The following is a 14,542-nucleotide window of genomic DNA, read 5'->3' as shown; positions in this document are numbered from 1 at the left end:
ATACGAGCGCCATACGAAAAATACGAGCGCCATATGAAAAATACGAGCGCTATATAAAAAACACCGCGCTTAATAAAAACTCATTGTGTAAGCTTATAAAAAATTCATAAGAGATAAGGTAAAAGATATTTTCTATTTTTATAGGTTCCTGTGTAAGATAAATCTAATGTCCTTAATATTCTTTTGGCAACATGTCTAGAAGGTACCTGAAGAAAGTCACAAAATTGTTTGTTTGTAATTGTAGGGCCAAAAAGCAATGCGAAATCTTCTAATGTGGCGAGATGAAGATCTTCAGATTGAAAGTTACATCTTGAGCAGTGCCATTTTCCATATTGACGCACAACCGGCAAATAAAAACACTCCGTACAATAAACGCCCTTGATGATATCTTTTTCTTCAATCCCATACCTTTTGAGAAGATCAGGGTTTTCAGGACAATGATGTCGAACAAGCAATTTGGAGAGTTTAGTGACCTCTTTTATCGTCAGCTTCTCGTCCGTATACATCTTATCAATCATCTTAATTTTCTCCTGCAAATAGGGACTATGAGTAATATAATGAAGGAAATCTTTATTTGAGGGAGGGGCTTTAATAATGGTTCTCGGATTGCTCATCACAACCAGTGAGCGAACAGGGATCGGAGGTATTCGGTTTTTTATCATCCATTCAATAAGGTGAGATTGTTGGCGCTTTACTTGGAAAATAGGATTCCGAAAAGCTTCTTCGGATCCATCATCTTTTACTCTGATGACTTGGTTGAGATGGTCAAAAACCAAGGTTCCAGTAATGTATTTCACTTCGAGGTTTAAGAGATAACGAGGGGAGAGAAGCAGGGTGTCGATCTGGAAATAACTTTCATGCGCTGTAAGCCTCAGGTCATGCATAACAGAGAAGTCCCGAAAAGGTTTTAAAAAGTAGTCATTCGACTGCTCACCAAAATGTCCGGCTAACCTTCCGCTTAATTCATCTTCCATGGTCAAATATTTGGGGTGAAGCTTAATCACTCGTCGATGCATAACTTCAAGCTTTCTAATCCTTATAGACTTTCCGCGATCTTTAACTAACATAAACGACCTCCTTTTGAAAAACATTCTCTCACCATCCTAGCTTCACCTTCTTTATTTCTACAAAAAAAAAGCCCCAATTAAGGGACTGTTTACAATGTAATTATCTAACCTGTCCGTCACCAGTCATACGATACTTAATCGTCGTTAGTGCTGGCAGTCCCATTGGACCACGAGCATGAAGCTTTTGTGTGGATATACCGATCTCTGCTCCAAATCCTAGCGCTGACCCATCCGTAAAACGTGTAGACGCGTTATGGTAAACGGCAGCTGCGTCAACACTGTTTAAGAAAGCAACAGCATTTTTTGGATTTTCAGTTACGATTGCTTCAGAATGCTTTGTGCCATAACGTTCAATATGGGCAACAGCTTCTTCGACAGAGCTAACCACTTTAACTGCAACGGCTAAACTTAAATATTCTTCAGCCCAATCCTTTTCATTAGCAGGTATTACATCTGGTAATAACTCTGCTGCTTTTTCATCGCCATGCACTTCAATATCGTACTTTTCAAAAAGAGCTGTAACTTGTCCAGCATGATCATTCAGCCATGCTTCATGGAAAATAAACGTCTCTGCGGCATTACAAACAGCCGGTCGATCTGTTTTGGCGTTCTCCATGATGCTCAGGGCTTTATCAATATCTGCAAACTGATCAATATAAATGTGACAATTGCCGACACCTGTCTCTAAGACAGGAACTGTAGCATTCTCAACAACCGTTCTAATGAGATTTCCGCCACCACGAGGAATTAACACATCAATATGCTCTTTCATCGTAAACAATTGACCCGCTGCTTCGCGATTTGTAGAAGCAATAAATTGGACAGCATCTTCGGGAATTTTTGTTGCTCTTAATGCTTTATGAATAACAGAGACAATCGCTGAGTTTGAATGAATAGCGTTGGAACCGCCTTTTAGTACGATCGCGTTTCCGGACTTTAATGCAAGTCCTGTCGCATCCACTGTTACGTTTGGTCGTGCTTCATATATCATACCAATCACACCTAATGGTACACGAACTTGCTCTACGTTTAATCCGTTATCAAGTGTCCAGTCAGACAGAATTTCACCTACAGGATCCTTTAACTCAACAACCTCTCGTAGTCCGTTAGCAAACTCTTTAACGCGGTCTTCTGTTAAGCGCAAACGATCCATTAAAGCTTCAGAGAAATTATTGTTTTCACCATTAACTAGATCTTTTTTGTTTTGTTCTAAGATAAAATCTGTTTCGCTTTCTAACGTATAAGCAATCACCAGTAGTGCTTTATTTTTATCTTTTTCACTGAGGAGTGCCAGTTTTTTTGAAGCTTCCTGTGCTAACTTTGCTTGGTCTTTCACATCACTATTTTTGGTTGTACTTTTAAATGTACTCATCCAACGCCTCCTTGTATATTAAACCTTACATTTTCGAAAATCTATATTAGTGAATAGGTACTGCCAAACGAGTGTGGCAGACTAAATCATTGTTATTAATGGCTTCTTCAGGGCCGACTTCAGCCAGCTCATCACGCGAAATACCTTTAATCTTGATCAACTGTTTAGAAGAATAATTCGATACACCAAGACCCACTTCATTTCCGTCTAAATCTTTGATGCGAACAACTGAACCTTTTTTAAAATGACCACTTACGTAGCGAATGCCTGTAGGATAAAGACTTTTGAGCTCATCAATACCTTGCTTCGCTTTATTCGAGACTACGATCTCACCTTCTGGACCAGAGTGGAAAGCAATCCATTGTCGCTTTGTATCAAGATTGAATTCACTTTTACCAGGAACAAAATACGTTCCTCTGGCCTTGCCGATAACGGCTTTGTGAATGATATCTGGTGAAGTTGCATTGCCAAGGAAAGATGAAATTCCAGAAGCCATTGCGATTTTTACAGCATCAATCTTTGAACGCATGCCTCCAGTACCTACCGCACTTCCAGGTTCTCCTGCAGATTCCTCGATTTCCGGTGTAATTTCACTAACTTTCGTTAAAAGTTTTGCATTAGGATTTTTTCGAGGGTCATCCGTGTAAAGCCCATCGATATCAGATAGAATGATGAGCTGATCGGCATCAACAAGTCCTGCCACTTTTGCCGAAAGCGTGTCATTGTCACCAAACTTAAGTCGCTCTACTGTAACCGTGTCATTTTCGTTTACGATTGGTATGATTCCTCGATCTAAAAGAACGTTGATCGTGTTTCGGGCATTATGGTAACGATCACGGTCAGAAAAGTCACTTCTCGTAATTAAAATCTGTGAAGCGGTATAACCGTGAGATATAAAACGTTCAGAATAAGATTCCATTAACAAACCTTGCCCGATCGATGCAGCCGCTTGTTTTTCAGCAAGAGATGTAGGACGGTTCAAACAGCCTAAACGTCTATATCCTGCTGCCACTGCGCCTGAAGATACGAGTAATACCTCGTGGCCGTCATCTTTTAATTTAACGACTTCATCAACAAATCGCTCTAATTTATGTCTGCTAATATCACCAAGTCTGCTCGTTAAAGAACTGGATCCAATTTTAATTACAATTCGTTTGTTTTTTGATTCGTTAATTATCATATCTGTTAAAAATCACTCCTGTTTTGTAAGTTATAAGAATTCATTTTCCGTTCAAATTTTCAACGGTAACGAGTATAACATGGTGAAATTTAAACACAACAGGTATTGATGAGATAGTGTAGAAAACAAGCAAATAGTGAAGAAAACAGAAGAAAAGCGGGATAATTAGGTCATAGGAGATGAGGGGATGTGAGGACGCTATATGGAAGTATATATTAGAAAATCTGAATAAGATAAATTCCCAATAAATGCAAAAACCCCTCTAATAATAGAGGGGATGAAAGTTTAAATTAATATTTTGCTTTTTCCATCTTTCGTTTCGCCAAATATGGACGGCCCCATACGATGTATGCTGCATAATGAGCAAAAACAACATTTGCGATGAATACGGTGATGAAGAAACTGTGTACGAATAAGCTTAAGCTATCATTAGCCATGAATAACACAACGTAAGTCCATAAAAGGGCGATGAACGGCGTTTGCCATAAGGCTAACTTACGACTATCATTCCATAAAAATAATGGCGTGGCAGTCGCTACAAATAAGTAAACCATAAAAACATCCATTACTAATCAACCCCTTGAAGTATTGTTTACGCTTACAATTTTGACAAATTAGCGTCTAAAATGTGAACGATTTGTTACAATTAGTATACCACAATATCAGGAAAATGCTACATGAATTTGTACATTTTTTTGAAAATTCAAGTATTTACTCAAAAAAATAACCCACGGCCTTCAAAGGCCAATGGGTTAATTAAGCTTTATTCGTTTATAAAGGATAACGCCAAAATCTCTCATTTTTTACCCAAGCCAGCATGGCAGGATCTTTATCAACGCTATCTACTAGCCATTGTGTTTGAGATCGATGTGCTTTGATACAGTTCATTTTTTCTTCAAAAACATCCGAGATATCTGTCACTACATGTGGAGCTCCTAAATCTTCCTCAGAATTTTTTGCGAAAGCCACACATAATAGTTCCGGGCGATCCATCTCAGGCATGCTTCCTACTGCACGCACGACTGCTCTTGCTGTAGCTTCATGGTCAGGGTGTACGCTATATCCTGGATAAAAAGTGATGAGACGTGTTGGCTTTACCTCATCGATAACAGCTAAGAATTGATCTGCTAAAAATTTCTCATCTTCAAATTCTACCGTTTTATCGCGTAATCCAAACTGTCGCAGATCTTGAATGCCTACTGCATCACAGGCATCTTTTAGCTCTTTTTGCCGAATAAGTGGAAGCGATTCACGAGTAGCAAATGGTGGATTTCCCATATTTCTGCCCATCTGACCGAGCGTTAAGCAAATATAAGTAACGGGTAATCCCTTTTTAGTGTGCTGAGCAATCGTCCCCGACACTCCGAACGCTTCATCGTCTGGATGGGGGAAGATCACGAGTAAATGATCATCCATTTATATATCCTCCTTATACATCAAATGGGGAAGAGCTCAGTTGAAGAGCTACTGCAAGTCTACCTTCAGCGTCATGACCTGCCATCAGTAATCTTCCTTCAGAATCGATTTCCCAATGTGTTAAACCTTCTGCATAAATCCATCCTAGCTCAATTTTTAAGCCAACACGGTAGGGGCCGTTTCCCATGATTTTTCCTGATAAGGGTGTTACTTTACCATTTCGAATATATGCGTTAACGGTTAGAACACTCTCGTTATTATGATTGGCATATGCGCCATTGGTTGTTTCTAAATGTAGATAAAGTTCTTTTCCAATAAGCTGATCCAGTGTTTTCTGGACTTCGTTGGTTTGTATGAGCTGCATATCTTCACACTCCAGTGCTGAATAGATGTACTTATTATAATTCAAATTCTTAAATAACGTGTATGATATGCCTATCATTTTAAAAAGCTGAACGTAAAACTGTGAAAGTAGTTGGTCGGTCCACGAATGATGTCGTTTTTCAGATTTGTAGTCACAAAGATTTTTTATAGAACAAAAAAGACCGATCAAAGATGATCAGTCTTCACTAAAAATTATTTGTTTAATTTATCACGGTAAGCACCATGCCAAGTTGGTCCTACATATTGGTTGATTTCAAATCCTGCTGCGATAGCTTCTGTAATGAAATCTTTTGCCGTTAAGATAGCTTCGCGTACTGGCTTTCCTTTAGCAAGTTCAGCTGTAATCGCTGCTGAGAACGTGCAGCCTGCGCCATGCGTCCATGTTGTTTCAATTCTTTCAGATTCTAAAACTTCAAACTCTTGTCCATCATAAAGTACGTCAACGGCATTTTCGTGTTCAAGTTTTGCGCCGCCTTTAACGATTACATATTTAGCTCCATTCGCTTGAATCTTATGAGCAGCTTCCATCATCTGTTCAACTGTCGTGATCGGTTCCATACCAGCTAGTTGTGCAGCTTCGAATAGATTTGGCGTCACAACAGTCGCTTTAGGTACCAAAACATTTTGAAGGGTACTAGCAAGTTCAGGGTGTAGAGGTTCTGCGCCTTTACAAACCATAACTGGGTCTACTACAACGTTTTGAAGATCGTGTTTTTCAATGAGATCTGCGGTTATCTGGATAGCTTCCACGGATGCAAGCATACCAGTCTTTAATGCATCAACACCAATTCCAGAAACAACCGTTTCTAATTGTGCTTTGAATAGATCGTTAGGAAGCAAGAATACTTCATGAAACCAATCACGATGTGGGTCTTGGGCAACCACAACATTCAGAGCAGTCATACCGTACACGCCTAGCTCTTGAAAAGTTTTTAAATCAGCTTGAATACCAGCTCCACCGCTTGTATCTGATCCTGCAATCGTAAGTGCTTTTTTAGGTGACATCATAAAATCTCCTTTATTCTCGTTTCTCTATATGTAACAGATTATAGCAAAAAATAAGGAGAAAAGAAAAAGTAGCTGATTACGGTAAATTTCACCATATGATCGAAGTGATTGACATATTTGTATATACAGGTTAAATTATTTTTGTAAGATGTATATACAAGTTTGGGGTTTTATGAAAACGCTTAGACACATTATTAGGGTGAACAAGTTTTCATTGAATGATAGTTAAGGGTATAGAGATATATGGCTTTTTTATCAGGTGAAATGGAAACGGTTTCTAGGAGGGAACAGAATGAGCAAAATACGCGAATCAGCTGAACAGATCGTCGAAGCTCTCGGCGGTAAAGAAAATATATCAGCAGCCACTCACTGTGTAACGCGCCTTCGTCTTGCTCTTAAAGACGAGGGGAAAGTAGACGAGAAGGCTTTAGAGAATATTGATCTTGTAAAAGGTTCCTTTTCTACAAACGGCCAATTTCAAGTCGTGATTGGGCAAGGAACGGTTGATAAGGTTTATAACGAGTTCATTGATATTACAGGTACAGGGCGAGCGTCGAAAGAAGATATAAAGGATGAGGCGAGTAAGAAGCTCAATCCACTGCAACGAGCGATTAAAGCGTTAGCAGATATTTTTATCCCGATACTTCCTGCGATCGTAACGGCAGGTCTACTGATGGGGATCAACAACATCCTGACTGGCCCGGATATTTTTTATGATAAGAAATCTTTTATTGATGTTCATCAGAACTGGGCTGATCTAGCAGGGATGATCAACTTGATCGCGAATACGGCTTTCGTGTTCTTACCTGGTCTGATCGGTTGGTCAGCGGTTAAAAAGTTTGGTGGAAGTCCATTACTTGGTATCGTTCTCGGACTGATGCTTGTCCATCCAGATCTGTTGAACGCATGGGATTACGGAAAGACAAAGGACATTCCAACATGGAACTTATTTGGTCTACCCATTGAAAAGGTAGGTTATCAAGGTCAAGTGTTGCCGGTTCTAATCGCATCTTATTTTTTAGCAAAAATAGAACTTTTCTTGAAAAAACGTATTCCTGATGCTTTGCAGCTATTATTGGTAGCTCCAATTACATTATTAGTAACAGGATTTTTAGCGTTTATCGTTATCGGACCGATCACGTTTACGATCGGTAATAGCATTACAGACTTTTTCGTATCCATCTTTGATAACTTTGCATGGTTAGGTGGGTTGATCTATGGTGGTTTCTACTCTCTACTTGTTGTTACAGGAATGCATCATACGTTCTTAGCAGTCGACCTGCAGCTTATCTCTAACACAGGTGGTACTTTTCTTTGGCCGATGCTTGCACTATCAAACATTGCACAAGGTTCTGCAGCACTTGCGATGTTTATGGCAACACGTGATGAAAAGCTTAAAGGACTCGCTGGAACGTCAGCATTATCAGCCTATCTTGGAATCACGGAACCAGCGATGTTCGGAGTGAACTTACGCTTCCGTTATCCATTTATTTTCGCAATGATTGGTTCAGCGATTGCTGGGATCGTGATTACAGTTGCTGGCGTTCGTGCGTCATCTATTGGAGTAGGTGGTATTCCTGGATTCCTTTCCATCTTGCCTGGAAGCTGGGGATCATTCTTTATCGGAATGGGAATCGCACTTGTCGTACCGTTTGTATTAACTTACCTTTATGCAAAAGTAAAAAAATCGAAGTAGACTATTAAACAAAAACGACCGGAAGGGCACTATTTTATTTCCGGTTGTTTTCATTACTAAAACAAATATGGCGGTGAAAGTATGAAGAAGGAACCATGGTGGAAGCGATCTGTTGTGTATCAAATCTATCCAAAGAGCTTTAACGATACGACAGGAAACGGAACAGGAGATATTGACGGAATCATAGAGAAGTTAGATTATCTTAAAGATTTAGGAGTAGACGTTCTATGGCTAACTCCGATCTATGACTCTCCTCAACGAGACAACGGTTATGACATCCGGGACTATTACAAAATCTTTGAAGATTATGGAACGATGGAGGACTTTGATCGTCTGCTTCAGGAGGCACACCAAAGAGATCTGAGAATCATCATGGATATCGTAGTGAACCATACAAGTACAGAGCATGAATGGTTTAAACAATCACGTCTGTCAAAAGATAATCCTTATCGTGATTTTTATATCTGGAAAGATTCTGGTGAAGATGGAGAGCCTTCAAATTGGGTTTCAAAATTTGGTGGATCCGCTTGGAGGCTTGATGAAGAGACCGGTCAATACTATCTCCACTTATTTGATGTCACACAAGCGGATCTAAACTGGGAGAACACAGAAGTTCGTCAGCGCGTTTATGAGATGATGAACTATTGGTTTGAAAAAGGGGTAGATGGCTTCCGTCTAGATGTGATCAACCTGATTTCAAAAAATCAAGATTTTCCTGATGATGATGGCTCTATAGCACCAGGTGATGGCCGGAAATTCTACACAGATGGTCCGCGTGTGCACGAATTTATGCAAGAGATGAACAAGGAAGTGTTCTCAAAATATGATGTTCTCACAGTAGGTGAGATGTCATCCACAACAATCGATAATTGCATCAAGTATACGAATCCAGAGCGAAACGAATTAAGCATGACTTTCAATTTTCATCACTTAAAAGTCGATTATCCGAACGGTGAAAAATGGAGCATCGCTGATTTTGATTTTCAAAAATTAAAAGACATACTTTCGACTTGGCAAGTGGAGATGCATAGGGGTGGTGGATGGAACGCGTTATTCTGGTGCAACCATGATCAGCCGCGAATCGTATCACGCTACGGTAATGACGGTGAATATCGTGTGCAATCTGCAAAAATGCTGGCGACTACGATTCATATGATGCAAGGCACACCTTATATCTATCAAGGCGAAGAGTTTGGGATGACAAACCCTAAATTCACAAAGATTGATCAGTACCGTGATGTAGAGTCGTTAAACATGTTCAATCTATTAATAGAAGAAGGTTATACAGAAGAGGAAGTCCTAGAGATTCTTAAGCATAAATCACGTGATAATTCTCGTACACCTGTTCAATGGAATAATAGTGAAAATGCAGGTTTTACTACAGGGGAACCTTGGATTCCGGTTGCGTCAAACTTTAAAGAAATCAATGCCGAGGCAGCCATAAATGATGAGAACTCTATTTTCTATCATTATCAAAAGCTCAATAAACTAAGAAAAGAAATAGATGTAATCACATATGGCGATTATCAATTGATTCTTGAAGATCATCCTGAAATTTTCGCTTATGTCCGTAACGCTGACAATGGGGAAAAACTTCTTGTCGTGAATAATTTTTATGGCAAGAGCACAGATTTTGAACTGCCAAAATCCATTGATCTTACAGATCTATCAGGAGAAGTATTAATCAGTAATTATGAAGGTACACCAGAAGACCCTTCTTCCTTTTCATTACGACCGTATGAATCTGTCGTTTTTCACTTAAAAAAATAATGCTACACTATGTATGGTGAATATTGATGAGAAAAAATAAATTTCAAGAAATCTATCAGGAAATATCTGCACAAATTCAAAAGGGTGTCATAAAGGCTAATACGCAGCTTCCTTCCGAACATGATTTAGCAGAACAATACAAAACATCAAGGGAGACTGTCAGAAAGGCACTAAACCTTCTATCGCAAAACGGTTTTATACAAAAAATCCGTGGTAGAGGATCAATCGTTCTAGAGACAAACAAATTTAGCTTTCCTGTTTCGGGTCTAGTAAGTTTTCAAGAGTTGTCAGAGTCTATTGGAAAGAACAGTGTAACGACTGTTCATGAATTTGGTTTGATCGAGCCGGATGAGTTTCTTCAACAGCAGCTCCAGACAGAACCTGAAGAGCTTACTTGGAAAGTGATTCGTTCCCGGGAGCTTGACGGAGAGACGATCATTTTGGACAAAGATTACTTCTTAAAAAAGTACGTACCAAAGCTCACGAAAGAAATTGCGGAACAATCTATCTACGCTTATTTAGAGAATGAGTTAGGTCTGAAAATCAGTTTTGCAAAAAAAGAAATAGTCGTTGAAGATTGTACGGAAGAAGATAAAGAGTTGTTAGATCTAGATCGTTTTGAGCATATTGTTGTCGTGAAAAACTATGTGTATCTAGAAGATGCGAGCCTCTTTCAATACACAGAATCTCGTCACCGACTAGATCGTTTCCGATTTGTAGATTTTGCAAGACGGGGAAGATGAATATATGAAGCAGTAAAAAACACACGAAAACGCAGAGGAAATGAATAAACTCTGCGTTTTCATTTTCTATAATCCATTAGGACCATCACCGCTATTCCAACTGCTACCCACTTCACCTTGCCTTACGCTAGGGTCGATATTACGGGTATGGTTATCATTTCTTTTCTTTTTTCTGTAATCTATGACATATGCTAAAACTAAAATTCCGATGATAAATAGTAGCAGCCACCACAAAACAAACTCCCCCTTTTAAAGTTGTTCTTAAAATCTAATTTATATCTCCAACATAAGTAAGTTTACTGTCTTTCGAATGGACCATCTCTTTAATCAACGGAATGATCTCTCTAGGATAGTAATTATAATCTGATAGCCGATCGATAGGGAGCCACTCGATTTCTAGTTGAGTAGAATCTGGAGAAAGTGGCTGAAAGTGTTTTGGAACCTTCTCTAAGAAAGCTTCGAATATATGCTCTACAATATGTATTCGGTCCTCATTTTTTTGATTCTCAACGTGATTCTTGCTGATGAACTCCCGAACCCATACCAATGGACCAACTTCTACTTCTGCACCAAGTTCTTCTAAACATTCTCGAATCACAGCGTTTGATAAAGTCTCGTTAAAATCCTGTCCTCCACCTGGTATAACATATTTCACTTCATCTTCATTTCCTTTTTTAATCGTTAAAACATGATGGTCATGAATGATTAATGCTTTTACTGAACTTCTAATTCTGCTCATATAATCAGCCTCCATAACGTTCTTTTCTTTAATTTACCATGCCTGTAATGTTGACAGCTTCTGTAAAGTTCGTTAGTATTATAACAGTTACTAACACGCTTCAACGCGTAAAAGCGTTTAAGTAAATAAGTGTAAGAAGATGAACGGAGAGATTTACATGAAAAAACAAATGAAATTACCGGTGGCTCTTGGATTGTTTACAATGATTTTTGCAGTGATGTTCACGAGTCTCGTGTATATAAAAGTTGAACCGCATATTCCATTGTTAGCCTGCCTGATTTTATTGGGAGCAGTAGGAGTGGCTTTTGGAGCACAATGGAAGACGATTGAAAAAGGAATAGTTAATGGTATCATAGCTGGCTTGCAGCCGATCATGATTCTTTTAACAGTTGGACTTGTTATAGCAAGCTGGATGTTAAGTGGAACAGTTCCTACATTATTATTTTACGGAATGGATATCATTCAGCCTGAATGGTTTGCAGTAAGTGCTCTAATCATTACAGTTATTGTTTCGTCTTTTACAGGAAGTTCTTTTACAACAGTTGGTACAGTAGGTGTAGCATTGATGGGTATCAGTCACGTGCTTGGAGTGAACCCAGCATTAGCTGCAGGAGCGATTGTCTCTGGAGCGTGTTTTGGAGACAAAATGTCGCCATTGTCTGACTCAACGAACTTTGCACCAGGTGTAGTTGGCGTGAATATGTTTGAACATATTCGACATATGATGTGGACTACTGTCCCGGCATTCATCCTGACTGCTATTGCCTTTTTCGTACTTGGCGGTAGCGGAGGCAATGCGAATCTTCAAGAGATTAAAGAGATTCAGTCAGTGCTTTCAAATGAGTTCCCAATTCATCTAGTAACTCTAATTTCACCAGTAGTTGTACTAGTTTTGGCGTTTCGTAAACTGCCAATCATACCTATCCTTTTAGCTGGTGTAACAGTGTCAATCATCGTAGGGTTTTTCTTAGTACCAGACCTGACACTGCAAAAAGTTATTAATACTATGCAAAATGGGCTGCAAATTCAGACAGGGAATGAAACAGTCGATACCATCGTTAATAAAGGTGGATTAATGTCCATGATGTGGTCGATCTCACTTGTACTGATCGCATTAGGACTAGGTGGAGTCATCCAAGCGTTAGGAATGTTTGATCTATTGTTTGGAGCTATAAAGAACACCACACAAAAAGCGAGTAAGTTAATTGCAACCACCCTGGCATCTTCAGTAGGGATCAATTTACTAGCAGGCGAAATGTACCTTTCCATCCTGTTGCCAGGTCAGGCGTTGAAGGACGCTTATATTAAGTCTGGGGTTCCACTAAAAAACTTGTCTAGAACGGTAGAAGATGGAGGTACACTTGTAAACCCACTAGTTCCTTGGAGTGTGAGTGGTGCATTCTTTGCATCAACATTAGGTGTATCAGTTATTGAATACATTCCATATGCATTATTCTTATGGCTGTCTCCAATGTTCACATTACTTCTTGCTTATACAGGTTGGAGTATTGGTCAAAAAAAAACGAATTCATTAAATAATGATCACACAGCGGCATAATGATATAGAAAACATTTGAGAAGCATCTCGTTAGATGCTTCTCTTTCTTTTGACAAATATAAGATAAAATATTATCATTATCGATAACAATAATAAAAAAGGATGATTCTGTATCATGCAAAGCAAAGCAGATTTTATTTTGCATCCTGTTCGAATGAAGATTATACAACACCTCTCAAAAGGGCCGGCTACTGTAATGGAACTAAAAGAATGGGTATCTGAAGTTCCGCAAGCCACACTATATAGGCATTTAAATCTTCTTAGTAAGAATGAGATCATTTATGTGGTTCAAGAAAAAAAAATACGTGGTGCGGTAGAGCGGACTTATGCTATGAATCAAAACTCAACATATATAACCGCAGAAGAGGCAGCCAATTTGTCTAAAGAAGAGCACATGAAAATGTTTATGACGTTTATATCCAGTGTAACTGGCGAAGTGGAAGCTTACTTTAACGGTAATACCGATTTTAAAACAGATATTTTCGGTTATAATCAGTTGGATCTTTATTTAAATGATGAAGAATGGGAAGAACTGAGTCAGGGAATGCAAGAACTCATCGGCAAATATGTACCAAACAGACCTTCAAAATATAATAAGAAGGTTAAACTTGTTCAGATGTTAGTGCCTGAACCTAAGAAGAGCAGTTGAAAAAGAGGAAACACTGATATATTTAGCAGGATGCATTATACTGTATGTATATCAAAAATAAAAATATAAACACCGTTATCAATAATGATAACATTCATATTATATTAAATTAAAGTTAGGTGATAGAGCATGAACATGACTAAATTTTATAGAAATCTATTCGAATTGAACGGCCATCCCGTTGTGGCACGATCATTAAAGAAGTTTGCACAATCTAAAGCAAGTAAACCTTTCATCCCTTCATTCGTGAAACTATATAAAATAAACATTAACGAAGCGACACGGGAGCTTAAAGAATATCATTCTCTGCACGATGTTTTTATTCGTGATCTAAGACCAGATGCTCGTCCTGTTCCATCAGAAGCTCATGCATTTGTTAGTCCTTGTGACGCTGTGTTATCCGTAGTCGATAATCTTACAGAAGAGAGCCGTTTTACAGTAAAAGGACAAGAATATACGGTTGCTGAATTGTTAGGTTCTGAATCAGAAGCGAAGAAATACAGCGGGGGACAAGTATTTGTTTTTTATTTAAGTCCAACGGATTACCATCAAGTTCATGTTCCGGTGGATGCTGAAGTTGAATCTGTCTACACGCTAGGAAAAGAAGCTGCTCCAGTCAACGAACTTGGATTACGTCATGGACTTCGACCTCTAACACGTAATTACAGATTAGTTACTCAAATGAATGCAAGCGGACAACCTCTTGCACATGTTATGGTAGGTGCTTTGAATGTAAATACGATTGAACGCACAAATCATGAGTCGGTTGTAAAAAGAGGAGATTCTTTTGGGTATTTTTCGTTCGGTTCTACTGTTGTTTTGTGTATTCCAAAAGGGGCTTTGAAGTTCACAGGAAAAAAAGGCAAGGTTAAGATGGGTGAGCTTCTTGGTGAATGGATACCGAGAGAAGTTTAATTATCGAACTAAAAAGCTGTTTCAATTTACTTAGTAGCTCTGATA

The 14,542-nt window shown here is 38.8% G+C and carries 15 protein-coding genes; 6 read left to right on the top strand and 9 right to left on the bottom strand.

Annotation, left to right across the window (positions count from 1 at the left end):
• Positions 1-104: 104 nt before the first annotated feature.
• From FS458_RS18105 to pdxK, 7 genes are all read right to left on the bottom strand, one after another.
• Entirely contained in the window at positions 105-1,067 is a 963-nt protein-coding gene (locus FS458_RS18105) for a nuclease-related domain-containing protein (protein WP_186320645.1), read from the bottom strand.
• Between the two features lie 100 nt (positions 1,068-1,167).
• Positions 1,168-2,439, bottom strand: coding sequence for a glutamate-5-semialdehyde dehydrogenase (locus FS458_RS18100; protein ID WP_144704055.1), 1,272 nt, complete (start codon positions 2,437-2,439; stop codon positions 1,168-1,170).
• A 46-nt stretch (positions 2,440-2,485) separates the two neighbouring features.
• A complete protein-coding gene (proB, locus tag FS458_RS18095; protein WP_144704052.1) occupies positions 2,486-3,619 on the bottom strand; it encodes a glutamate 5-kinase in 1,134 nt (377 codons plus the stop codon).
• 290 nt (positions 3,620-3,909) lie between these two features.
• Positions 3,910-4,185 (bottom strand): spore morphogenesis/germination protein YwcE, encoded by a 276-nt coding sequence (locus tag FS458_RS18090; protein ID WP_066243203.1) that lies wholly within the window; start codon positions 4,183-4,185, stop codon positions 3,910-3,912.
• 205 nt (positions 4,186-4,390) lie between these two features.
• The gene (gene bshB2, locus FS458_RS18085) at positions 4,391-5,035 is read right to left on the bottom strand and encodes a bacillithiol biosynthesis deacetylase BshB2 (RefSeq protein WP_144704049.1); all 645 of its coding nucleotides are present in this window, start codon (positions 5,033-5,035) and stop codon (positions 4,391-4,393) included.
• A 13-nt stretch (positions 5,036-5,048) separates the two neighbouring features.
• Positions 5,049-5,399, bottom strand: a complete 351-nt coding sequence (locus tag FS458_RS18080; protein ID WP_144704046.1) for a YojF family protein — start codon at positions 5,397-5,399, stop codon at positions 5,049-5,051.
• Between the two features lie 212 nt (positions 5,400-5,611).
• Entirely contained in the window at positions 5,612-6,424 is an 813-nt protein-coding gene (pdxK, locus tag FS458_RS18075; RefSeq protein WP_144704497.1) for a pyridoxine/pyridoxal/pyridoxamine kinase, read from the bottom strand.
• Between the two features lie 295 nt (positions 6,425-6,719).
• Between pdxK and treP the strand changes: the two genes are divergently transcribed.
• The 3 genes from treP (at position 6,720) to treR (ending at position 10,636) form a co-directional block, all read left to right on the top strand.
• Positions 6,720-8,123: a PTS system trehalose-specific EIIBC component gene (gene treP / locus FS458_RS18070; protein WP_144704043.1), complete on the top strand. Its 1,404-nt coding sequence runs from the start codon at positions 6,720-6,722 to the stop codon at positions 8,121-8,123.
• An 81-nt stretch (positions 8,124-8,204) separates the two neighbouring features.
• Positions 8,205-9,893, top strand: a complete 1,689-nt coding sequence (gene treC, locus FS458_RS18065) for an alpha,alpha-phosphotrehalase (protein WP_144704040.1) — start codon at positions 8,205-8,207, stop codon at positions 9,891-9,893.
• A 26-nt stretch (positions 9,894-9,919) separates the two neighbouring features.
• Positions 9,920-10,636 (top strand): trehalose operon repressor, encoded by a 717-nt coding sequence (gene treR, locus FS458_RS18060; protein WP_144704037.1) that lies wholly within the window; start codon positions 9,920-9,922, stop codon positions 10,634-10,636.
• A gap of 66 nt (positions 10,637-10,702) precedes the next feature.
• On the opposite strand, the gene FS458_RS18055 is transcribed toward treR, so the two are convergent.
• Together FS458_RS18055 and FS458_RS18050 are read right to left on the bottom strand one after the other, a co-directional pair.
• Entirely contained in the window at positions 10,703-10,870 is a 168-nt protein-coding gene (locus FS458_RS18055; protein WP_144704034.1) for a DUF4381 domain-containing protein, read from the bottom strand.
• A 34-nt stretch (positions 10,871-10,904) separates the two neighbouring features.
• The gene (locus FS458_RS18050) at positions 10,905-11,375 is read right to left on the bottom strand and encodes an NUDIX domain-containing protein (protein WP_186320644.1); all 471 of its coding nucleotides are present in this window, start codon (positions 11,373-11,375) and stop codon (positions 10,905-10,907) included.
• 157 nt (positions 11,376-11,532) lie between these two features.
• On the opposite strand from FS458_RS18050, the gene nhaC reads away from it, so the two are divergent.
• The 3 genes from nhaC (at position 11,533) to FS458_RS18035 (ending at position 14,497) form a co-directional block, all read left to right on the top strand.
• Positions 11,533-12,933, top strand: coding sequence for a Na+/H+ antiporter NhaC (gene nhaC / locus FS458_RS18045; protein WP_144704028.1), 1,401 nt, complete (start codon positions 11,533-11,535; stop codon positions 12,931-12,933).
• Positions 12,934-13,048: 115 nt separating this feature from the next.
• The gene (locus tag FS458_RS18040) at positions 13,049-13,582 is read left to right on the top strand and encodes a helix-turn-helix domain-containing protein (RefSeq protein ID WP_144704025.1); all 534 of its coding nucleotides are present in this window, start codon (positions 13,049-13,051) and stop codon (positions 13,580-13,582) included.
• A gap of 129 nt (positions 13,583-13,711) precedes the next feature.
• Complete coding sequence (locus FS458_RS18035; protein WP_144704022.1) at positions 13,712-14,497, top strand: phosphatidylserine decarboxylase; 786 nt, start codon at positions 13,712-13,714, stop codon at positions 14,495-14,497.
• The last annotated feature ends 45 nt before the right edge of the window (positions 14,498-14,542 follow it).

Origin of the sequence: Fictibacillus phosphorivorans, from assembly GCF_007673525.1 — a bacterium.
GTDB classification, from domain to species: domain Bacteria; phylum Bacillota; class Bacilli; order Bacillales; family Fictibacillaceae; genus Fictibacillus; species Fictibacillus phosphorivorans_C.
Note: the sequence above shows the minus strand (reverse complement) of the source record. Positions and strands in the feature narration are given on the sequence as shown.

Coding starts and splice junctions, on each gene's coding strand:
- FS458_RS18105 (WP_186320645.1), bottom strand. CDS start 1,067: ATGTTAGTTAAAGATCGCGGAAAGTCTATAAGGATTAGAAAGCTTGAA.
- FS458_RS18100 (WP_144704055.1), bottom strand. CDS start 2,439: ATGAGTACATTTAAAAGTACAACCAAAAATAGTGATGTGAAAGACCAA.
- proB (WP_144704052.1), bottom strand. CDS start 3,619: ATGATAATTAACGAATCAAAAAACAAACGAATTGTAATTAAAATTGGA.
- FS458_RS18090 (WP_066243203.1), bottom strand. CDS start 4,185: ATGGATGTTTTTATGGTTTACTTATTTGTAGCGACTGCCACGCCATTA.
- bshB2 (WP_144704049.1), bottom strand. CDS start 5,035: ATGGATGATCATTTACTCGTGATCTTCCCCCATCCAGACGATGAAGCG.
- FS458_RS18080 (WP_144704046.1), bottom strand. CDS start 5,399: ATGCAGCTCATACAAACCAACGAAGTCCAGAAAACACTGGATCAGCTT.
- pdxK (WP_144704497.1), bottom strand. CDS start 6,424: ATGTCACCTAAAAAAGCACTTACGATTGCAGGATCAGATACAAGCGGT.
- treP (WP_144704043.1), top strand. CDS start 6,720: ATGAGCAAAATACGCGAATCAGCTGAACAGATCGTCGAAGCTCTCGGC.
- treC (WP_144704040.1), top strand. CDS start 8,205: ATGAAGAAGGAACCATGGTGGAAGCGATCTGTTGTGTATCAAATCTAT.
- treR (WP_144704037.1), top strand. CDS start 9,920: ATGAGAAAAAATAAATTTCAAGAAATCTATCAGGAAATATCTGCACAA.
- FS458_RS18050 (WP_186320644.1), bottom strand. CDS start 11,375: ATGAGCAGAATTAGAAGTTCAGTAAAAGCATTAATCATTCATGACCAT.
- nhaC (WP_144704028.1), top strand. CDS start 11,533: ATGAAAAAACAAATGAAATTACCGGTGGCTCTTGGATTGTTTACAATG.
- FS458_RS18040 (WP_144704025.1), top strand. CDS start 13,049: ATGCAAAGCAAAGCAGATTTTATTTTGCATCCTGTTCGAATGAAGATT.
- FS458_RS18035 (WP_144704022.1), top strand. CDS start 13,712: ATGAACATGACTAAATTTTATAGAAATCTATTCGAATTGAACGGCCAT.